We start from the raw sequence: 19167 nt of genomic DNA, 5'->3' as shown, positions 1-19167 counted from the left end.
TCACCGGAACTCCCGCAGGCTCTTGGGGCGCATGTCGGTCCACACGGTCCGGATGTGGTCCAGGCACGCGGTCTTGGTGCCCGTCACGCCGGCGGAGACCCAGCCCGGCGGGAGCGCCCGGTCGGCGGGCCACAGCGAGTACTGCTCTTCGTCGTTGAGCACGACCGTGTAGTGGCGGTCGTCGTTGTCCTCGAACATGTTCCGGGTTTCCTTCAGCGTCGGCGCGGCCGGCGCGGGCGGGGCCGGGTACGCAGGGAGGTGGGTTCCTCGCCGCCGGACAGGTGCCGGGCCAGCGAGGCGATCGTCGGGTACTCGTAGAGGGTCACCATCGGCAGCGCGCGGCCGAGCAGGTCGCGCAGGCGGCGGTGGACCCGGGCGAGCGTGAGCGAACTGCCGCCCAGCTCGAAGAAGTTGTCGTGCACGCCGACCCGGTCCAGCTCCAGCGCGTCCTGCCACACGGCGGCCAGGTCGCGCTCCAGGTCGGTGCTCGCTTGCACCGACGTCGGCGCGGTGAACGTGGGCGCGGGCAGGGCCTTCTCGTCGACCTTGCCGTTGGCGTTCAACGGGATCGACCGCACCGCGACGAACGCGCCGGGCACCAGGTGCACGGGCAGCCGGGTGGAGAGGTGGTCGCGCAGGTCGTCCGGAACTTTTGGCACCACGTAGGCGACCAGCCGCTCGTCACGGGCGACCACGACGGCGTCGGTGATGTCGGGGTGCGCCGACAGCGCCGCCTCGACGTGACCGGGCTCGATCCGGTAGCCGCGCACCTTGAGCTGCTTGTCCAGGCGCCCCAGCACTTCCAGCTGCCCGTCCGCGCGCCACCGGGCGCGGTCGCCGCTGCGGTGCAGGCGCGCGCCGGGCACGAACGGGTGCGGCACGAACCGGTCGGCGGTGAGGTCCGGGCGACCCAGGTAGCCGCGCGCCAGGCAGTCGCCGCCCAGGTAGAGCTGGCCGGGGACACCGACCGGCACGGGTTCCAGGTCGCCGTCGAGCACGTAGGCGGTGACGCCGGGCAGGGGCCGGCCGATGGTGACCGTGCGGTCGTCCAGCGGGGTGGCGGTGGCGTTGACCGTGGTCTCGGTGAGGCCGTAGCAGTTGACCAGCGGCACACCCACCTCGTCCTGCCAGCGCCGGAGCGTGTCCGGGTCCACCGGTTCCGCGCCGATGGAGACCATGCGCAGCGTCGGCGCCGGGTTCCGGCCGTCGGCCCAGGCGCGGTGCGCCCACTGCCGCCAGTTGCTGGAGGTGAGGATCGTGAAGGTGATCCGGTGCTCCCGCATGAGGTCGGTGAGGTTCTCGGGACCGGGCGCGGGGTCGGGCGCGAGGACGACGCACCCGCCGGCGGTCCACGTCGGGTACAGCTCCTCGGCGGTGATGTCGAAACCCGCGTTGGCGAACTGGAGGACGCGCTCGTCGGCGGTGTGGCCGTAGTAGTCGACCATCGACAACGCCATGTTCGCGAGCGCCCGGTGGTTGACCGCGACTCCCTTGGGCTCCCCGGTCGACCCGGACGTGAACAGCACGTACGCCAAGCTGTCCGGGTGTGTCGTACCGGCGTGGGAGAATGACCCCCGGGGGCGCTCCGCCGCGATTGTCGTACCCCCGTGGGACAATGGAGACGGGGGCCGGAGGCCGCCGGGCGGCACCACCGCGACCTCGGCCGGCAGGCGGTGGGCCAGGTCCGGCGCCGAGACCACTGTGGACACCCCGGCCGCCTCGATCACCCGCTCCAGGTAACCCGGCGGATGCGTCGGGCTCAGCGGCAGGTAGGCCGCGCCGGACTTCAAGACCGCCAGCAGCGAAGTGATCAGGTCGATCCCGCGCGGCATCAGCACACCCACGACCTCGTCCGGCCGCACGTCCAGGGAAGCGGCCAAGGCGTCGGAGCGAGCATCCAGCTCGGCGTAGGTGAGAACGTCACCTTCACCCTCCAGCGCCGGCCGAAGCGGAAACGCGAGGGCCGAGCGGCGGAACAGCTCGTGCACTGGCAGGTCCGCAGACCGGGCGGGCGCGGTCTCGTGCCACTCGCCCAGGACCACCGCCGATTCGGCGTCCGAGAGCAGCGGGAGTCGCCGGACCGGGGTGTCGGGTGCGGCGACCCCCGCCGTGAGCAGTCGCGTGAACTGCTCGCCGAGCCGGTGCGCGGTGGGTGCGTCGAACAGCTCGGTGCTGTAGGTGAGCACGCCGATCAATCCTTCGGGCGTGCCCTGCACGGTCAGGTCCAGGTCGAACTTCGCCGTCGTGGGCAGCGGCGTGCGCAAGGACGCGGTCAGGCCGCGGAACCGGGGCTGGGCCAGGGGAGCGGGGTCGGCGCTGAAGATCGTCTGCACCAGCGGGGTGTGGCTGGGCGAGCGGTCCGCGCGGACCAGGTCCACCAACCGGTCGAACGGCACGCCCTGGTGGGTCACCGCGTCCAGCACGGACGCCCGCACCCGCCCCAGCAGCTCGCCGAAGGTGGGGTCGCCGGACAGGTCCACCCGCACCGGGACGGTGTCCACGAACATCCCGATCAGCCGGTCCGCCTCGGGCAGCGCCCGGTCCGCGACGGGCGTGCCGAGCAGCACCTCCGGCGCACCGGTCAACCGGCCCAGCAGAGCCGCGTACGCGGTCATGAGCAGCATGAACGGGCTGGCGCGGTGCCGGGCGGCGGCGGCCACGACGTCCGGGACGGCGAACACGTGGGTCGCGCCGGCGGTGCCGCGCACGGCGGGTCGGGGCCGGTCGGACGGGAGGGTCAGCACGTCCGGCGCACCGGCCAGGTACTCGCGCCACCAGTCCAGGTCCTGCTCGCGCTCCCACGTCCCCGAGGGCACCGGCGCGGGCTCGATCGCCGCGTACAGGTTGGCCAGCTCGTCGAACAGCACGTGCAGCGACTGCCCGTCGGACACGATGTGGTGCGTCGCCACTCCCAGCAGGTGCTCGTCGGGACCGATCCGCACGACGGTCGCCCGGAACAGCGGCCCCCGGGCCAGGTCGAACGGGCGCTCGGCCCACTCGTCCACGTACCGGCAGGCCTCGGCGAAGCTCCCCGAGACCACGGGCAGCGGCACCTCGGCCGCCGGGAGCACCTGCGCGACGGGCTCGCCGTCGACGACGGGGAAGACCGTGCGCAGGGCTTCGTGCCGGGCGACGACCCGGGTGAAGGCGTGCCGCAGGGCGGGCAGGTCCAGCGGCCCGGTCAGGTGGACCGAGCAGAAGACGTTGTAGAGGGGGCTGCCGGGGTGGAGTTCGTCCACCAGCCACAGCCCGCGTTGGGCGGCCGACAGCGGCGTCGTGGTCCGGGGTTGCGCGCTCACTCGAGGGGTCCTTCCGCGATGACTGCGGCCAAGACTGCGGCGCTGCGGCCGATCGGGTAATCCGGGCGGACCCGGAGCACCTCGCTTGCCCTGCGGCGGCGGTCGTGTTAACGCGCGAGGGGATCAGTGGGTAGTTCTGCCCATACCGGTATTCGCGCGGCGGCGCGATGGTTGACCGGCTGAAATCGCCGGTGGTTGTCCATCGGCCTATCAGGTGACTTCTTTGGGGGAGACCTGTGAGTGGAGTAACCGTGCAGGGGCCGGTCGAACGGGGCCGCAGCCCGCGGTGGGTGGAGGTGCCCGGCGGTGGCACGCGGACGTTCGGCACCTGTGCGTGCGGGGAGTGCGCGTGGGACCTGCCGATCGACGGCGAGCCCGACTTCCGGGGCGCCGTCGCCGCGGAGGGCGGCGTCTGGTGGATCACCAACCTGTCCGACGCCGAACCGTTGTTCGTCGCCGACGTCGACCACCCCGGCGAGGCGACCGCCGTGCGGCCGGGGGAGCGGGTGCCGTTCGGGTTCGACATGGCGATCGTGACGCCCGCCCGCCGCCCCGGCCGCGTCTCGGTGACGGTGTTCGCCGCCGTGACCGACGTCGAGCCGCCGGCGGCGCGGCGGTGCCCGGCGATCCGGCCGGAGGCGCCGCAGCTGGACCCGGACGCCCGCTACTCGGCCGTGCTGGCGGCGCTGTGCGAGCGGCGCGGGCCGGTCGCGCCCACGTCGGCCGACATCGCGGCCCGGCTGCGGATGAGCCCGCGGGCCGTGGACGCCCACATCGACTACCTGGTGCGCAAGCTGGAGATCCCGGAACCGGCGATCCGCCGGACCGGCTGGAAGCGCATGGCCCTGATCGAGCACGTCCGCACGCACGGCCTGTCCGGCGCGGGGCAGTTGGCGAGGACGGCGTGATCCACGAGGTCTTCCGAACCCGAGCCAACGAACGGCCCGATGCGATCGCCCTGGTGCACAGCGGCGGCAAGGTCACCTACGCCGAGCTGGACCGCATGTCCGACGAGATAGCCCTGGAACTGAGCGCGGCCGGTGTCGGCAAGGGCAACGTGGTGCCGGTCGTGCTGCCGGTGTCGCCCCGGCTGGTGGCGACGCTGCTGGCGGTGCTGAAGTGCGGCGCGGCCTACGCGGCGCTCGACCCGGCGTGGCCGGCGGAGCGGTTCCGGCGCATCGAGGAGCTGTTGCCCGAGCAGGTGTGGGTTCCTCACCGGGGGAAGAACCCGCCGCCGCTGGTGGACGAGACCGCGGCGATGGTGTTCTTCACCTCCGGCAGCACCGGCGAGCCCAAGGCGGTGGTGTCGCCGCACGAGGCCACCATCCGGCTGTTCCAGGACTGCACGTTCGCGACCTTCGACCACACCACGGTGATGCCGCAGGTCTCCGCCGTGCCGTGGGACGCGTTCGCGTTGGAGCTGTGGGGCGTGCTGCTCACCGGTGGGACATGCGTGCTGGTCGAGGATCGGCCGCTGCTGCCCGGTTCGCTGCGGGACCTGGTGTCCCGGCACGGCGTGAACACGCTGTTCCTGACCACCTCCCTGTTCCAGCTGGTGGTGGAGGAGGACGTGGACGCCTTCGCCGGGCTGCGGACCGTGATCACCGGCGGGGAGAAGCTGTCGGCGTGGCACGCGGGGCGGTTCCGGGCGGCGCGGCCGGAGGTGCGGCTGGTCAACGGGTACGGGCCGGTGGAGAGCGCGGTGTTCGTGCTGACCCATGACGTGACCGACCTCGACGGCGAGGTCCCGCTCGGCCGTCCGGTCACCCGGACCTCGGTGCACGTGGTGGCCGAGGACGGCCGGGAGTGCGCGCCCGGCGAGGCGGGTGAGCTGGTCGTCGCCGGGGACGGGCTGGCGCTGGAGTACCTGGGCGATCCCGCCCTGACGGCGGAGAAGTTCACGTGGCTGGCGCTGGGCGGGTCGCGCGTGCGGGTGTACCGGACGGGGGACCGGGGGAGTGTGGACGCCGAGGGTGTCTTCCACTTCCACGGTCGGCAGGACCGGCAGGTGAAGGTGCGGGGGCACCGGATCGAGCCCGCCGGGGTCGAGCACGTCGCCGCTGGGGTGGCCGGGGTGCGGCGGTGCGTCGTCGTGCCGGTGCCCGACGAGACGGGCGCGTGCCGGGCGTTGGCGTTGTTCTACGCCGGGGACGCGGCGGAGGACGTCGTGTCGGCACGGCTGCGGGCCGACCTGCCCGCCTACTCCGTGCCGGACCACGTGGTGCGGGTACCGGTCTTCCCGTTGTCCGCCAACGGAAAGGCGGACACGCGAGCGCTGTTGGCCTTGCTGCCGCAAGCCCGGTCGGTCGAGGTGACGGGCGAGTCCGTGGAGGACGTGGTCGCGCGGGAGTTCGCCGCGTTGGTCGGGTCAGCCCAGCGGGACCGGTCGTTCTTCGAGCTGGGCGGCACGTCCCTGGCGGCCGTGCGGTTGTGCACCCGGCTGGGCGCGCGGTTCGGGCGGTCGGTTCCGGTGTCGAGGTTGCGGTCCACGCCGACCGTGACCGGGCTCGCGAAGTGGCTGGCTGAGCCGGTCTCCGGCAGCGTCGAGCGCGGTCCGGTGTTGACGCCGATGCAGCATTCCTTCCTTGTGCGCCACCAAGTCGCCGGTGGAGAGGACTCCTACAACCACTGCCCTCTGGTGTGGACGGTCACCGGGGACTTGGACGTGGCGGCACTCGCGGAGGCGGTGCGGGACGTCCACCGCCGGCACGGATACCTGCACGCCCGCTACACCGACGACGACGAGCCGTTGGCGGTCCCGAGTGAGGAACCGGTCGAGCTGGAACGCCTGACCGGCGACCGCGCGACCCTCGACGCCCGCCTGTCCGCGCCGCTGGACCTGGAGGCCGGGGTGCCGTGGCGGGCCGTGCTGGTGCGGACCGGTGCGGCGTGGCTGTTCGGGGTGGCGGTGCACCACATCGCGTTCGACGGGTGGTCGCGGCACCGGCTCGCGGAGGACCTGTCGGTGGCCTACCGGGCTCGGGTGCGGGGTGCCGCGCCGGACTTCGGGGCAACCGTGCCCGGACCGGCGGAGACGTCCGCCGCGGTGGATGGCCTGTCGCGGGCGGCGGACCTGGAGGGGCAGCGGGCGTTCTGGACCGCTGAGCTGGCCGGGATGCCGGATCTGGTGTTGCGACCGGGCGACGGCGGACCGGATCACGTGGTGGAGCATCCTGTCGCGGTCGGTGCTGTCGACCGCATCGCGCGGGAGAGGGGGACCAGTCGGCTGGCCGTGCTGGTGGACGCGGTCGCCCAGGCGGTCGCCGCGCACACCGGGCAGGCGGAGTTCGGGATCGGCGTGCCGGTCACGCAGCGGTCCACCGAGGCGTTGGAGCGGCCGGTGGGGTGCCTGATCGACACGGTGTGCGTGCGGGTGGGGCCGGGCCGGTCGTCGGCGGAGGCCGTCGCGGGGGCGCTGGCCCACGCGGACCTGCCGTTCGCCGAGGTGGCGCGGCTGCACGGTCCCGTGCGGACTGGTCGGCACCCCCGCTACCAGGTGATCGCGGCCGTGCAGGACTCGCCGGAGCCGGTGCTGGAACTGCCGGGCTGTCGCGTGGAGTGGCACGACGAGCCGACGCCGCCGCTGGCGGAGTTGCAGGTCGAGCTGGTGGCCCCGGCCGGCGGCGCCGCGCGGCTGCGGGTGAGCCGCGACCCGGACCGGGTGGACGCCGGGGTGGTGTCCGCCGTGTCGGCGATCGTGCTGGGAGCGCTTACCGGTCGGTGATCACTTTATTCCCTATTGCTTCAGTGTGGACTGGAATAAATCCTGCTTCGCGGCTTTGGTCACAGGGCGCGTTCGGCCTTTCCGCAACAACGCGGACTGCCGGGCTGTGAGCTTCCCTCGACCTAATGAACCGCTGCACGTGCGACCACGTAGGCCGACCGACACGCGCACGCGCCGTTGCCGACCGGATGAATATGCGCACTCGGCCGCAACCTGCGCGGGTGGTGTTGCGCTCCGTCACCCGTCCTTGCTGTCCGTCACTGTTAGCTTGCGGAGTGCGAGGAAAGTCCGATTAGGACACGGACCAGTGATGGAGGTTTCGCCGATGAAACGCTTCACGACCGCACTGCTCGGCACGGTGGCCGCCACGGCGCTCACCGTTCCGCTCAGCCCCGCCGCCCACGCCGCCGTGGGCGAGGTCGTCGTCTACACCGCCGAGATCGTCGAGCTGGCGGTCTTCGAGAACCCGCGCGGCTGCTACGCCATCCCCGAGGGCGCGCACGTGCTGATCAACCGCACCAACAAGGAGGTCCAGGTCTTCGGCGTGCCCGACTGCGGCGGGCCGTTCCCGACCCCGCCGATCTGGGTGGTCCAGGAGAACTACGGCGGCCACGTCCCGCCCGCCGCGGCCAGCTTCAAGGTGCCGTGAGCCGAGCGGCTGGTGACAACGCATCCCGACGTCGTGGAAAGGGCGCACGTGTCCGTGGACCTGGTTGTCGTGGGTGTCGGGTACGTCGGGCTCCCGCTGGCCGCCGCCGCCGGCGCCGCCGGCCTGTCGGTGGTCGGCTACGACACCTCGCGGGCCGTCGTCGATTCCCTCCAAGCCGGTCGGTCGCACATCCCCGACGTGTCGCGGGCCGAGCTGTCCGTCCTGCGCGCCAACGGGTTCACCGCGACCACCGACCCGTCGGTGATCTCCCGCGCGGACACCGTGGTGATCTGCGTCCCCACCGGTCTCACGCCCGACGGCGAACCGGACCTGTCCGCGGTCCGGGCCGCCGCGGCCACCGTGTCCGACCACCTGCGGCCCGGCACGCTGGTGGTGCTGGAGTCCACCAGCTTCCCCGGCACCACCGACGAGGTCGTGCGGCCGGTCCTGGAGCGGCGCGGCCTGGTGGCCGGTGAGGACTTCCCGCTGGCCTACTCGCCCGAGCGCATCGACCCGGGCAACCGGCGCCACGGCGTCCGCACCACGCCGAAGGTGGTCAGCGGGCACACCCCGTTGTGCGCCAAGCACTGCGCCGCGTTCTACGGCCGGTTCGTCGACACCGTCGTGGTGGCCAAGGGGACGCGCGAGGCCGAGATGGCCAAGCTGCTGGAGAACACCTACCGGTACGTCAACATCGCCCTGGTCAACGAGATCGCGGTGTTCTGCGACCGGCTCGGGCTGGACGTGTGGGACGTGCTGCGCTGCGCGGCCACCAAACCGTTCGGCTTCGCCCCGTTCACGCCCGGACCCGGCGTCGGCGGCCACTGCATCCCCGTCGACCCCCGCTACCTGCTGGACAAGGCCCGCCGCGAGGGGGCGCGGCTGGGTGTGGTCGAGGCGGCCCGGCAGGTGGACACCGCGATGCCCGGCTACCTGGCCGGGCGCGTGGCCCGGCTGCTCGGGGAGGCGGGCAAGCCCGTCGCGGGGGCGCGGGTGCTGCTGCTCGGCGTGTCCTACAAGGCCGATGTGCCCGACACCCGTGAGTCGGCGGCGCTCCGGGTCGCGGACGAGCTGACCGCGTTGGGCGCCCGGATCTCCTACCACGACCCGGTCGCGGGTCCCGTGCCTCGGCTCGGGCCGCCGGTGACCGACCTGGACTCCGCTCTGCGCGAGTGCGACGCGACCGTCCTGCTGGTCCCGCACCGCGGCTACGACCTGGGCCGGCTGGCCCGGAGCGCACGGCTCCTGCTCGATGTGACGGGACGCGTTCCCGGAGGGGAGGTCGAGCGCTTGTAGTGCCCAGCCGCGCCCGGGGGTGACGTCCCCGGGCGCGGCACCGACAAGCAACTCGCGTAGTGAATGGAGTGTGCAGGGATGACCACTGCTGTCAAGAACCAGCGCCTGGAGAAGCGGTTCGAGAAGTGGGACGTGGACGGTGACGGCCTCATCGAGCGGTCCGACCTCGAGGCGGAGGCGCAGCGGATCCTGAAGGCCTTCGGGGAGAGCCCGTCCTCGCCGCAGGGGCGCGCGGTGATCGACTCGTTCGTCGGCACGTACGAGTACCTGGCCGACAAGGCCGGTGTCGGTGCGGCCGGCGGCCTGGACCGGGAGAAGTTCCTCCGGGTGATCGAGACGGAGGTGTTCCAGGGCGGTGACGCCGGGTTCGCGCGCGTGGTGCGGCCGATGATCCAGGCCATCCTCAACGTGTGCGACACCGACGGGGACAACGAGATCAACCCGTCGGAGTTCGCTCGCTGGATGGGTGCGGTCGGGGTCGACGCGGCGACGGCGAAGTCGGCGTTCTCGCAGGTCGACGTGAACGGCAACGGCTCGCTGACGGTGGACGAGCTGGTCGGCGCGGTGAAGGCCTACCACTTCGGCACGCTGGACGCCGAACTGCTGGGCTGAGCGCGGTGGAAGCGGGGTCCCGGGCGCGACCGGGACCCCGCTTCGGCGTGCCTACCGGGCGAGCAGGTCGCGGATGGTCTTCACGACCAGCGCGGGGTCTTCCTCGGCCATGAAGTGCCCGCAGCGGACGGTGTCGTGGTCGAGGTCTTCGGCTTGCCGCGCCCAGATGGCGCGGGCGTCGAAGCCGAGGAGCGCGCCCCAGTCCTGCTGGCGGACGGCGACCGGCATGCGCAGCGGGGTGTCCCGGTCGGCGGTGTCGTCCTCGACGTCCACCGTGGCCGAGGCGCGGTAGTCGGCGACGATCGACGGCACGGCCGCGCGGGACCGGCGCAGGTACTCGGCGCGGACGTCGGGCGGGATGGCGGTGGGGTCCTGGGTCCAGACGTCGAGGAAGTGGCCGAAGAAGTCGTCCGGCGCGGCGGCGATGAGCCGTTCGGGCAGGCCCGGGGGCTGGGCCATGAGGAACAGGTGGAAGCCGATGGCGGCGGTCGTGCCGTGCAGGACGTCCCACATGTCCAAGGTCGGCAGGACGTCCAGGGCGGCGAGGTGGGTCACCCGTTCGGGGTGGTCGAGGCCGGTGCGGACGGCGACCAGCGCGCCCCGGTCGTGGCCGACGACGGCGAACCGGTCGTGCCCGAAGGCGGCGGCGACCTTGACGACGTCGGCGGCCATCGTGCGCTTGGCGTAGGTGCGGCCGGTGTCGGCGGGTTTGTCGCTGTCGCCGTAGCCGCGCAGGTCGGGGGCCAGGACGGTGTGGTCGGCGGCCAGGTCGGCGGCGACGTGCCGCCACATCAGGTGGGTCTGCGGGAAGCCGTGCAGGAGCACCACGGGGGTGCCCTGGCCGCCTACCGCGACGTTGAGCTCGACGCCGTCGCCGACCGGGACGCGGTGCTGTTCGAATCCGTTGATCTGCATGTCACCACGGTGGCGGGGGCCGCTGAGCGCCCGGTCAGCGGTGACTGAGCACTAGGGTGGCGCGGGTGGGGTCGGTGCGGTTCGGGGTGCTCGGCCCGCTGGTGGCCACCGGTCCGGCGGGGCCGGTCGCGCTGCCCGGTCCGCGTCACCGCGCCGTGTTGGCCCGGCTGCTGGTCGCTCGGGGCCGGGTGGTGCCGGTGGAGCGCCTGGTGGACGACCTGTGGGAGGTGCCGCCGGACGGTGCGGTGGGCGCGGTCCAGACGTTCGTGTCGGCGCTGCGGCGGGCGTTGGAGCCGGATCGGCCGCCCCGCGCGCCTGCGACGGTCCTGGTGACTTCGCCGCCGGGGTACGCGTTGCGCGCCGAGGATGTTGACGCTTGGCGGTTCGAGGACTTGGTCGGGTCGGCGGGGACCTCCGCTGAGCTGGGGGAGGCGCTGGCGTTGTGGCGTGGACCCGCCTACGCGGAGTTCGCCGAGCACGGGTGGGCGCGGGCGGAGGCCGGTCGGCTGGAGGAGTTGCGGCTGCTCGCGGTGGAGCGGCGGGCGGCGGCGCTGGTGGCGGAGGGTCGGGCGGCGGAGGCCGTGCCGGACCTGGAGGTGCTGGTCGAGGGGCATCCGTGGCGGGAGGAGTCGTGGCGGCTGCTGGCGCTGGCGCAGTACCACGCCGGTCGACAGGGTGACGCGTTGCGCGTGTTGCGGCGGGCGCGGGAGTTGTTGGCGGCCGAGCTGGGCGTGGACCCCGGTCCGGCGCTGCGGGCTTTGGAGTCCGACATCCTCCAGCACAACGTTCCCGCCGCCGGACCGGCGCGCGTGGGGCCGAGCCGTGCCGCCGGGCGGGCCGTGGTGCCGAGCCGTGCCGCCGACGTGGGCCGGGTCGCCGGGCGGGTCGTGGTGCCGGCTGGGGGTGGTGTGTCGGCGGGGCAGGGTGTGGAGCTGGTCGGGCGGGAGGCCGAGGTGGCCGTGCTGGAGGCCGCCGCCGGGGCCGTCGTGGACCGGCCCCGGTTGGTGCTGGTGTCCGGGGAGGCGGGCATCGGCAAGACCGCGCTGGTGGAGGCGTTCGCGGCGCGGCTCGCGCGGTCCGGGTGGACCACCGCCCAGGCGGCCAACCCCGACACCCTCGACACGCCCGCCGCGTGGCCGTGGACCCGTCTCCTGGACGCCCTCGGTGGCCCCGGACCCAGCGGGTTCGCCGACCGGTTCCACTGGCACCAGGCCGTCCTGGAGCACCTCGCCGGCATCACGCCCCTGCTGCTCGTGCTGGACGACCTGCACTGGGCCGACCCGGAAACCCTCGACCTTCTGACCGCCGTCCTCGACCACCCGATGCCCGTGCTGGTCGTCGCCACCTACCGCGACACCGATCCCGGCCCCGCGCTGACCGCGTTCCTCGGCCGTGCCGCCCGCCGCGAGCCGGCCCGGCTGCACCTGCGCGGCCTGTCCCCGGACGCGGTCGCCGACCTGGTCCGCCGCACCACCGGCCGCGCTGACGAGGCCGACACGGTCCACCGGCGCAGCGGCGGCAACCCGTTCTTCGTCCGCGAACTGGCCCGCCTGCTGGCCACCGACCCCGCGCCGGACACCGTGCCCGCCGGCGTCCGCGACGTCGTGCGCCACCGCTTGGCCCAGGTGCCCGACCCGGTCGGGGCGGTGCTGCGGCACGCGGCGGTGATCGGCACCGAGGTCGACCTCGACGTCTTGGACGCCCTGTTGGGTGACGTGCTCGACGCCGTGGACACCGCCGCCGAGCGCGGTTTCCTGGTCGAGCACGCCCCGGGCCGGTACCGGTTCGCGCACGTGCTCGTCCGGGACACCCTCTACCAGGACCTGTCCGCAACCCGCCGGTCCCGCCTGCACGCCCAGGTAGCCGACGCCATCGAGGCCCTGCGCCCAGACGACGCCCCCACCCTGGCCCACCACCTGCTGGCCGCCGGCGACACCACCGCCCGAGCCGGTCGCGCCGCCCGAGCGGCGGCAGCCGCCGCGGAGGCCCGGTTCGCCCCGCACGAGGCCGCCCGCCTCTACCGGGCCGCGCTGGACCGCGGCCCGGAGTCCCGCCTGGACGTGCTGATGGGCTTGGTGCGCACCCTGGCCGTGACCGGCGACCTGCCCGGCTCGCGGGCGTACCGGGCCGCCGCACTGGACCTCGCCGCCCCGCAGGCCACCGCCAGGGTGATCACCGCCGCCGACACCCCGACCATCTGGACCACGCCCGACGACCCGGACCTGGCCCGCCGCGTCGCCGACGCCGCCGAACACGCCCTGGCCGGCGCTGCGGACGACGCCGAGCGCAGTCGCCTGCTGGCCACGATCGCGTTGGAACTGCGCAACACCGGGGGAGCGCGCGCCCGTGAGGCGGCGTGTGAGGCGGAGCGGTTGGCGCGGCGGACCGGTGACCCGGCGGTCCTCGCGTTCGCCCTCAACGCCCGGTTCATCCAGTGCTTCGAGCGTGCCGGCTTGGCCCCGCAGCGGGCGGCGATCGGGTCCGAACTGGTCGCGCTGGCCGCCGAGCACGGCTTGGTGCCGTTCGAGGTGCTGGGCCACCTAATCCTGGTGCAGGCGCACAGCGCACTGGCCGACTTCACCACCGCCGACGACCACGCTGCCCGAGCCGACCGCCTGGCGCAGGACCACCGTCTACCGCTGGTGGGTGTGTTCACCGACGGCTACCGGGCGTTGCGGGCGACCGTCGCGGGGGAGCCCGACCCGTACCCGGCCCTGGCCGCGCGCCTGTCCGGCACCGGCATGACCGGCGTGGACGTGCTACCGCTGGCCGGCCTCTGCTTCGCGGTCCAAAGTGGACGGCCGGTCGCGATCGACGTCCCCGACGACCCACCTCGCGACCTGCTCTACGAGGCCCGCGCGTGCCTGCGGGCGGTGCGGGCGATCCAGGACGGCGACCGGCCCACGATGAGCCGCCTCTACACCGACCTCCTGCCCGCGGAACACGAACTGGCCGGGGCGGGCAGCGGAATCCTCACCCTGCGCCCAGTGGCCCACTACCTCGGCGACCTGGCCACCACGTTGTTCCCGAACCGGGCCGCCCAGCACTACCGCCACGCCCTCGACCTGGCCCGCAAGGCGGGAGCGCCACACTGGATCGCCGCCGCCGAAGCCGCCCTGCGCTGACCGCCCCGCCCGCCGTGCCGCCGTGCGGTGTGGCCTCCGGCCCCCGGTTCGATCATCGCACGAGGTACCGACAGGCTCAGGCGTGGCGGTGGCGGAGCGGTGTGGGGGTCGGCGCCTCAGGCCGGTTGGAAGATCACCGCGAGTTCCGGGTTCATGCCGACCTCCGGGCCGGTGCGCGGTTCGGGTGTGGTGATCAGGATGTTGTAGTGGTTGGGGTGGTGGCAGGCGTCGAAGCCCAGGACCGTGCCGACCAGTCGCCCGTCGACCCGGACCTCGTCGCCCCGGTCGATCACCCCGGCGTTGCCGATCTCCACGAAACCCAGGAAACCCACCCGGTCGATGCGCGCGCCCGGTGTGGTGTCGGTGTGGTCCGTGGTCACCAGTTCGTGCACCTCGCCCTGCCGAACGCACCTGCTCGCGAACGGTTCCAGGCTCATGCCGCGGTCGTCGCGGCGGTGCACCAGGACCTTCACCACCCGGCTGCCCACCGCCCGCTTCGGGCCGTCCTCCAGCATCACGCGCCTTCCCTCCGGTACACCTCGTCCACCAGCGCCAGCACCTCCAGGCCCGGGTCCCGGTACGCCGGGCCCAACGCGATCGCCCGTGCGAAGTCGCGCAGCACGCCCTCGTACTCGTGCCATAGCGAACCCTTGAACTCCGGGTGGCCGGCGAGCATGTCGGCCCGCCGCACCGTCCCGTCGGCCAACCGCACCTCGACGTCCTTGACCTCGCCCGGGTACGACCAGTCCAGTTCCACCGTCGCCGACCCGGTCCCGGAAATCCCGGTCAGCTGCAACAACGCCTGCCGGTCCACGCCCTCGGCGTCCCGCACGACCTTCGCCGCCTCCAAGCGCAGCGGTCCGAGGAACACCTGCGCCAGGTCCAGGGCGTTGGGGCCGTTGTCGGCGACGCACCCGCCGCCGCTGCGCGCCATGTCCAGGTACCAGCGGTCGCGGCCGACGTGGTCCTCGATGCGTTCCAGGTACCGCACCACCACCGACTCCACCGGAGCGGCGCCGGCGAGCGACGCCTGCAACGCCACCACGTGCCGGTTGTAGCGGCGGTGGAAGGCGGTGAACAGCACCCCGCCGCGCCGGGCCAGGTCCTGCCCGTCGGCCAGTCGGGTGGCCAGCGGTTTCTCCACGCACAGGGGCAGGCCGGCGTCCAGCACGTCCCGGCCGATGGTCGCGTGGGTGTCGTTGGGCGCGGTGACGACCACCGCGTCCAGGTCGCCGTCGGCCAGCATCGCCCGGTGGTGCAGGTAGTCGCGCACGCCGTGCCCGGCCAGCACGTCGCGGTCCACGTCGCACACCGCGACCAGTTCGAACTCCGGCAGCCGCGCGATCGCCGCCAGGTAGAACCGGGAGATCACCCCCAGTCCGACGACGCCGACCCGGATCACCCGGCCGCTCGCAGGGCCGGCGCGACCGCGCGCAACTGCTCGTACAGCTCCTCCGGCAGCGGCACGCCGTGCGCCCGCCGCCACCGCGCCCGCTCTCCCTCCCACCAACCCGGGTACACCACCGGCTCACGCGGGTCGACCGGCGCGGACCCCAGCACGGCCTCGAACAACCGGCCCGCGTCCCCGCCGAACCCCGACCGCAGCCGGTCCGGCGCGATCACCAACGCCAACACCCCGATGTCGTCGTCCGCACCACCACCCACTGGCCCCAGGGAGGCACCAGGGACCAGCGCCGACAGCACCTCCACCAGCAGCCCGAGCCCGAAACCCTTGTACGCGCCCGTCTCCGGCCGCCCGCCCAGCCACAACAGCCGAGCCTCGCCCCGGTCGAACGCCGCCGGATCGGTCACCGCCGCACCGGACTCGTCGGCCAGCCACCCCTCGGGCACCTCCCGCCCCTCCCGCGCCGCCGCCCGCACCCGACCGGTCGGCACCACGGTCGTGCTCATGTCCAGCACGAACGGGTGCCGGTCGCCCGCCGGGCACGCCAACGCCAGGGGATTGGTGCCCAGCACCGGTTCCCGACCACCGGGCGGGGGAGCGATGCGCTGCCCGCCGCAGTTGGACGTCACCAGCCCGACCATCCCGTGCTCGACGGCCCGCGCCGCGTGGAACCCCGCGCACCCGATGTGCGTGGCGCCGCGCAGCGACACCAGGCCGATGCCGTGCCGCGCCGCCCGTGCCGCCGCCAGGTCCACCGCCTGCGCCGCCGACCACAGGCCCGGCGCCCGGCGGGCGTCGGCGTGGACGCACGGACCCAGGTCCGCCGTCACGACCATGTCCGCGGCCGGGTCGCACCGGCCCGAGTCCAGCAGCGGCAGGTACAGCCGGGGCAGGTTCACCACCCCGTGCGAGCTCACCCCGGTCAGGTCGCCGTGGCACAGCGCCCGCGCGGCGACCCGCGCCCGGTCCGGTGGCACCCCGCGGTCGGTGAACACCCCGGTCACGGTCGCGAGCAGGGTCGGGTAGGGCACGACGACGGTCATGTTCCTCCGTTCCGGGCGAACCGCACGACGATGTCCCGCACCACCGCGGAGAACCGGTCCAGCTCCTCCACGTCGGCGTGCTCGCCGCGCGCGTGCGCGTTGTTGGCGTGCAGGGAACCCGGGCCCAGCACCACGGTCCGGGTGTCGGGGACGTCGGCCAGCCAGATGGCGTCGCAGGTGAACGCCGGCTCGTGCGCGGGCCAGCGGGGCACGACCCCGTCCAGCAGCGGCACGTCCCGGGCGGGCAGCGCGGGCAGGCCGTGCTTGCGCCACACCAGCCGGGTGATCGCCGCCGCGTCCACGGCAGTGCGGTGGAACGGCGGCACGGTCCGGAACCGGCGGCCGAACTCCGCCAACCCCTCCACCAGGGACCGCTCCAGCGCCGAGGTCATCACCCGCGCGGACTCCGCGCTGCCGTAGGACAGGTTCAGCAGCAACTCGCCGCTGCCGTAGACCCGGTTGTGCATGCGGCCGGTGTGCAGGCCCGCCAGGCACAACTGCCCGTCGGGCACCCGCACCAGCGACGCCGCCAGGTGCTGGGCCAGGAACCCCAGCAGCACGCTCGCGTTGTGCCCGGCGTGGGGCTGGTCGTCCACCGCGTCCTCGCCGCTGACCCGCACGCTCGCGGTCATCGCGGCGGTGCAGCGCGGCAGGTAGCGCAGGCCGGTCGGCTCGCAGAACACGTTGAGCCGGCCGTGGTGGCCCGCCTCCACCAGCGGGCGGGTGCCGAACACGCCCATCGCGCCGCCCTCCTCACCGGACACGGCCTGCACCAGCACGCCGACGTCCCGTCCCACCGCCGGGTCGGCCACCGCCGCCCGCAGCCCCGCGAGCAGGGCGACCGCCGGTCCCTTCGCGTCGATCGCGCCACGCCCCCGGAACCGGGTCCCGTCGAACGACACCGGCTCGAACGGGGCCACGGTGTCCAGGTGCACGTTGAACATGACGGACGGCTCGGCCGGGCCGTACCGCAGCACCAGGCTCGGCTGGCTCTCCAGGAACCCCGGGTCCTCGGCCACGGCCTCGCGCACTACCGCCGGCACGTCCGGGCGGTCCACCGCGGACGGCGACGCCGGTCCGAAGTGGACGGTGGTGAAACCGATGTCCGCGAAGGCCTGCTGGTAGAGCCGCATCGCGTCCCACAGGCGCACCTCGGCCGTGGTCTCCAGGGGACCGGCCGTGGGCAAGCGCAGCAGTTCGAGCAGCAGGTCCCGGTCCGGCGCGATCACCGCAGCACGCCCTCCAGCGCCCGGCCCGCCGCCACGAACGACGCCGCGTCGGGCGCGCCGTCCACGCCGGGCCGCAGCGACACGTGCGGCTCCAGCGACCACGCGCCCCGGTAGCCGTGGGCGCGCAGCAGGGCGACGCAGTCGGCGACCCGCGCGGCGCCCTGCCCCGGCGGCACGAACCGGTCGCCGACCGCGTCCTTGACGTGCACGTGGACCACGTGCGGCGCCACCCGTTCCAGCAGCGCGTACGCGTCGTAGCCGTGCGGCACGCCGTTCCCGGTGTCGAACAGCACCCGCAGACCCGGCACCTCGGCCACCAGCTCCAGCACCCGGTCCGCGCGCGAGGCAGCCCACCCCGCGCAGTTCTCGTGCACCAGCACCACACCCGCCGACGCGGCCAGCTCCGCCAGCGTCGCGATCCGCGCGACCACCAGGTCCCGCCACCGCCGCTCGGCCAGGCCGTCGTTGGGGTAGGACATGATCCGCACGAACGGGGTGCCCAGCGCGCCGCAGCGGGCCAGCAGGGTGTCCAGCTCGGCCAGGTCGTCCTCGAAGGGCGCGGTGATCGGCCGGGTGAACCCGCCGATCCGCGAGGCCAGGCACACCGCCCGCACCCCGCTGTCGGACAGCGCCTTGGCCACCTCGCCGAACTCCCGGTCGCTCAGCTCGGCGACCGGCCGGTGGTCGATGGTCCGCAGCTCGATCGCCGACCAGCCCAGCTCGGCCAGCGCCGCGAGCTGACCGGGCAGGTCGGGCGCGGCCTCGTCGGTGATGCCCGCCAAGACGTTCTCATCGGCGGGCACGTGCTCAGCGGGCATGGGCCGGGACCTGGTTCTCCGCGCGCGCGGACGGCACGACCGGCTCGGCGCAGATGTTCTTGGCCACCGACAGCAGCTGCACCACGTCGGTGGCGAACGCGAAGCTGCGCGCGTGCTGGTCGCCCGACCCGTGGAACAGCTGGTAGGCCCGGATCACCCACTCGGTCAGCGAGTCGTCGCGCAGCACCTCGTGCCGCCGCAGCCCGTTGACGGTCACGGTCAGCTGCGAGTGGTCGTCGTCGGCGCTGACCGCGAAGTGCCCCACCGCCGTCCCGCGCTCGAACTCCACGGTGATCCGCCGCTCCCGCACCGGCGAGGTCAGGTCCGAGACGATCTCCGTGCGCACGCCGCTGTTGTGCCGCAACCCGACCCGCGCCCCGCCCATCCGGGCCACCACCACGTCGCCGACCACCAGGTCGAACCCGGCAGCGTGGGTCACCCGCGCGTTGCCGGCCAGCCGCAGCGCCAGCGCCACCCCGTGCGGCAGCTCCACGTCGAACGCCGTCTCGTGACTGGGCCTGCTCAGCGACCGCCGGAACCGCGGCTTGTTCTGCACGATCGAGATCGACCGCGGCTCGCCCAGCGGGCCGCGGCGCACCAGTTCCAGCAGCCGCACGGTCAACGAGCTGGTCAGCCACGGCTCCACCACGGCGATCCGCAGCCCGTGCCGGCGGCGCAGCCGCGTGATGCGGGCCAGGTCGTCGGGGTCGGCGGCCAGCGGCTTCTCCACGATCAGGTTGCGGAACCCCAGGTCCGCCAGCTGCCCGATGACCTCGGTGCGCACGGTGGGCGGCGTGCACACGTGGGCGACCGCGTTCGCGGGGTCCAGCAGCCGCGCCGCCTCGCCCACGCTCCCCGCGGTGACCAGGCCCGGCCGGTCGCCCAGGACCCGGCGCGGGTCGCACGCCACCACCGGCTCGTCCGCGAACAGCCGGGGTGCGCTCGCCCGCGCCCTGGCCAGCACCGGCAGGTGCAGTTCGGCCCCCGCCCGGCCGAGTCCCACGACGAGTGTCCGCACCATTGCACCCCTGGTGTTCCCGATAGCCACGCAA

Annotated in this window: 15 protein-coding genes; 6 read left to right on the top strand and 9 right to left on the bottom strand. The window is 73.9% G+C overall.

Annotated elements, in window-relative coordinates:
• Positions 1-198 carry an MbtH family protein gene (locus WBN91_RS15240; RefSeq protein ID WP_337724395.1) on the bottom strand — a complete coding sequence of 66 codons (198 nt, stop codon included), beginning with the start codon at positions 196-198 and terminating at the stop codon, positions 1-3.
• Between the two features lie 14 nt (positions 199-212).
• Positions 213-3299 (bottom strand): non-ribosomal peptide synthetase, encoded by a 3087-nt coding sequence (locus WBN91_RS15235; protein ID WP_337724394.1) that lies wholly within the window; start codon positions 3297-3299, stop codon positions 213-215.
• Positions 3300-3535: 236 nt separating this feature from the next.
• Between WBN91_RS15235 and WBN91_RS15230 the strand changes: the two genes are divergently transcribed.
• From WBN91_RS15230 to WBN91_RS15210, 5 genes are all read left to right on the top strand, one after another.
• The gene (locus tag WBN91_RS15230) at positions 3536-4207 is read left to right on the top strand and encodes a hypothetical protein (protein ID WP_337724393.1); all 672 of its coding nucleotides are present in this window, start codon (positions 3536-3538) and stop codon (positions 4205-4207) included.
• Positions 4204-7023, top strand: coding sequence for an AMP-binding protein (locus WBN91_RS15225; protein ID WP_337724392.1), 2820 nt, complete (start codon positions 4204-4206; stop codon positions 7021-7023). The genes WBN91_RS15230 and WBN91_RS15225 overlap by 4 nt, the downstream gene beginning before the upstream one ends.
• 325 nt (positions 7024-7348) lie before the next feature.
• The gene (locus tag WBN91_RS15220; protein ID WP_337724391.1) at positions 7349-7672 is read left to right on the top strand and encodes a hypothetical protein; all 324 of its coding nucleotides are present in this window, start codon (positions 7349-7351) and stop codon (positions 7670-7672) included.
• Between the two features lie 48 nt (positions 7673-7720).
• On the top strand, positions 7721-8968 hold the full coding sequence (locus WBN91_RS15215; RefSeq protein ID WP_337724412.1) for a nucleotide sugar dehydrogenase: 1248 nt from the start codon (positions 7721-7723) through the stop codon (positions 8966-8968).
• 78 nt (positions 8969-9046) lie between these two features.
• Complete coding sequence (locus WBN91_RS15210) at positions 9047-9580, top strand: EF-hand domain-containing protein (protein WP_337724390.1); 534 nt, start codon at positions 9047-9049, stop codon at positions 9578-9580.
• Positions 9581-9631: 51 nt separating this feature from the next.
• Here WBN91_RS15210 and WBN91_RS15205 read toward each other — a convergent pair whose 3' ends face one another.
• Positions 9632-10495 (bottom strand): alpha/beta fold hydrolase, encoded by an 864-nt coding sequence (locus WBN91_RS15205; RefSeq protein ID WP_337724389.1) that lies wholly within the window; start codon positions 10493-10495, stop codon positions 9632-9634.
• Positions 10496-10560: 65 nt separating this feature from the next.
• On the opposite strand from WBN91_RS15205, the gene WBN91_RS15200 reads away from it, so the two are divergent.
• Positions 10561-13620, top strand: coding sequence for a BTAD domain-containing putative transcriptional regulator (locus tag WBN91_RS15200; protein WP_337724388.1), 3060 nt, complete (start codon positions 10561-10563; stop codon positions 13618-13620).
• Positions 13621-13736: 116 nt separating this feature from the next.
• Here the strand turns inward: WBN91_RS15200 and WBN91_RS15195 are convergent, their stop codons facing one another.
• The 6 genes from WBN91_RS15195 to WBN91_RS15170 are packed head-to-tail and all read right to left on the bottom strand — an operon-like array spanning position 13737 to position 19136.
• Positions 13737-14135 (bottom strand): DUF6917 domain-containing protein, encoded by a 399-nt coding sequence (locus tag WBN91_RS15195; protein ID WP_337724411.1) that lies wholly within the window; start codon positions 14133-14135, stop codon positions 13737-13739.
• Positions 14135-15022, bottom strand: a complete 888-nt coding sequence (locus tag WBN91_RS15190) for a Gfo/Idh/MocA family protein (RefSeq protein ID WP_337724387.1) — start codon at positions 15020-15022, stop codon at positions 14135-14137. Before WBN91_RS15190 ends, WBN91_RS15195 begins: the two co-directional genes overlap by 1 nt.
• Positions 15019-16068, bottom strand: coding sequence for an Ldh family oxidoreductase (locus WBN91_RS15185; RefSeq protein WP_337724386.1), 1050 nt, complete (start codon positions 16066-16068; stop codon positions 15019-15021). The genes WBN91_RS15190 and WBN91_RS15185 overlap by 4 nt, the downstream gene beginning before the upstream one ends.
• A complete protein-coding gene (locus WBN91_RS15180; protein WP_337724385.1) occupies positions 16065-17297 on the bottom strand; it encodes a M20/M25/M40 family metallo-hydrolase in 1233 nt (410 codons plus the stop codon). Before WBN91_RS15180 ends, WBN91_RS15185 begins: the two co-directional genes overlap by 4 nt.
• Positions 17294-18115 (bottom strand): sugar phosphate isomerase/epimerase family protein, encoded by an 822-nt coding sequence (locus WBN91_RS15175; RefSeq protein WP_337724384.1) that lies wholly within the window; start codon positions 18113-18115, stop codon positions 17294-17296. The genes WBN91_RS15180 and WBN91_RS15175 overlap by 4 nt, the downstream gene beginning before the upstream one ends.
• Positions 18105-19136 carry a Gfo/Idh/MocA family protein gene (locus tag WBN91_RS15170; protein ID WP_337724383.1) on the bottom strand — a complete coding sequence of 344 codons (1032 nt, stop codon included), beginning with the start codon at positions 19134-19136 and terminating at the stop codon, positions 18105-18107. Before WBN91_RS15170 ends, WBN91_RS15175 begins: the two co-directional genes overlap by 11 nt.
• Between the last annotated feature and the right edge of the window lie 31 nt (positions 19137-19167).

This window comes from Saccharothrix sp. CCNWYY140 (assembly GCF_037401995.1).
Taxonomy (GTDB): domain Bacteria; phylum Actinomycetota; class Actinomycetes; order Mycobacteriales; family Pseudonocardiaceae; genus Actinosynnema.
This window is presented reverse-complemented; position numbering and strand designations above follow the sequence as displayed.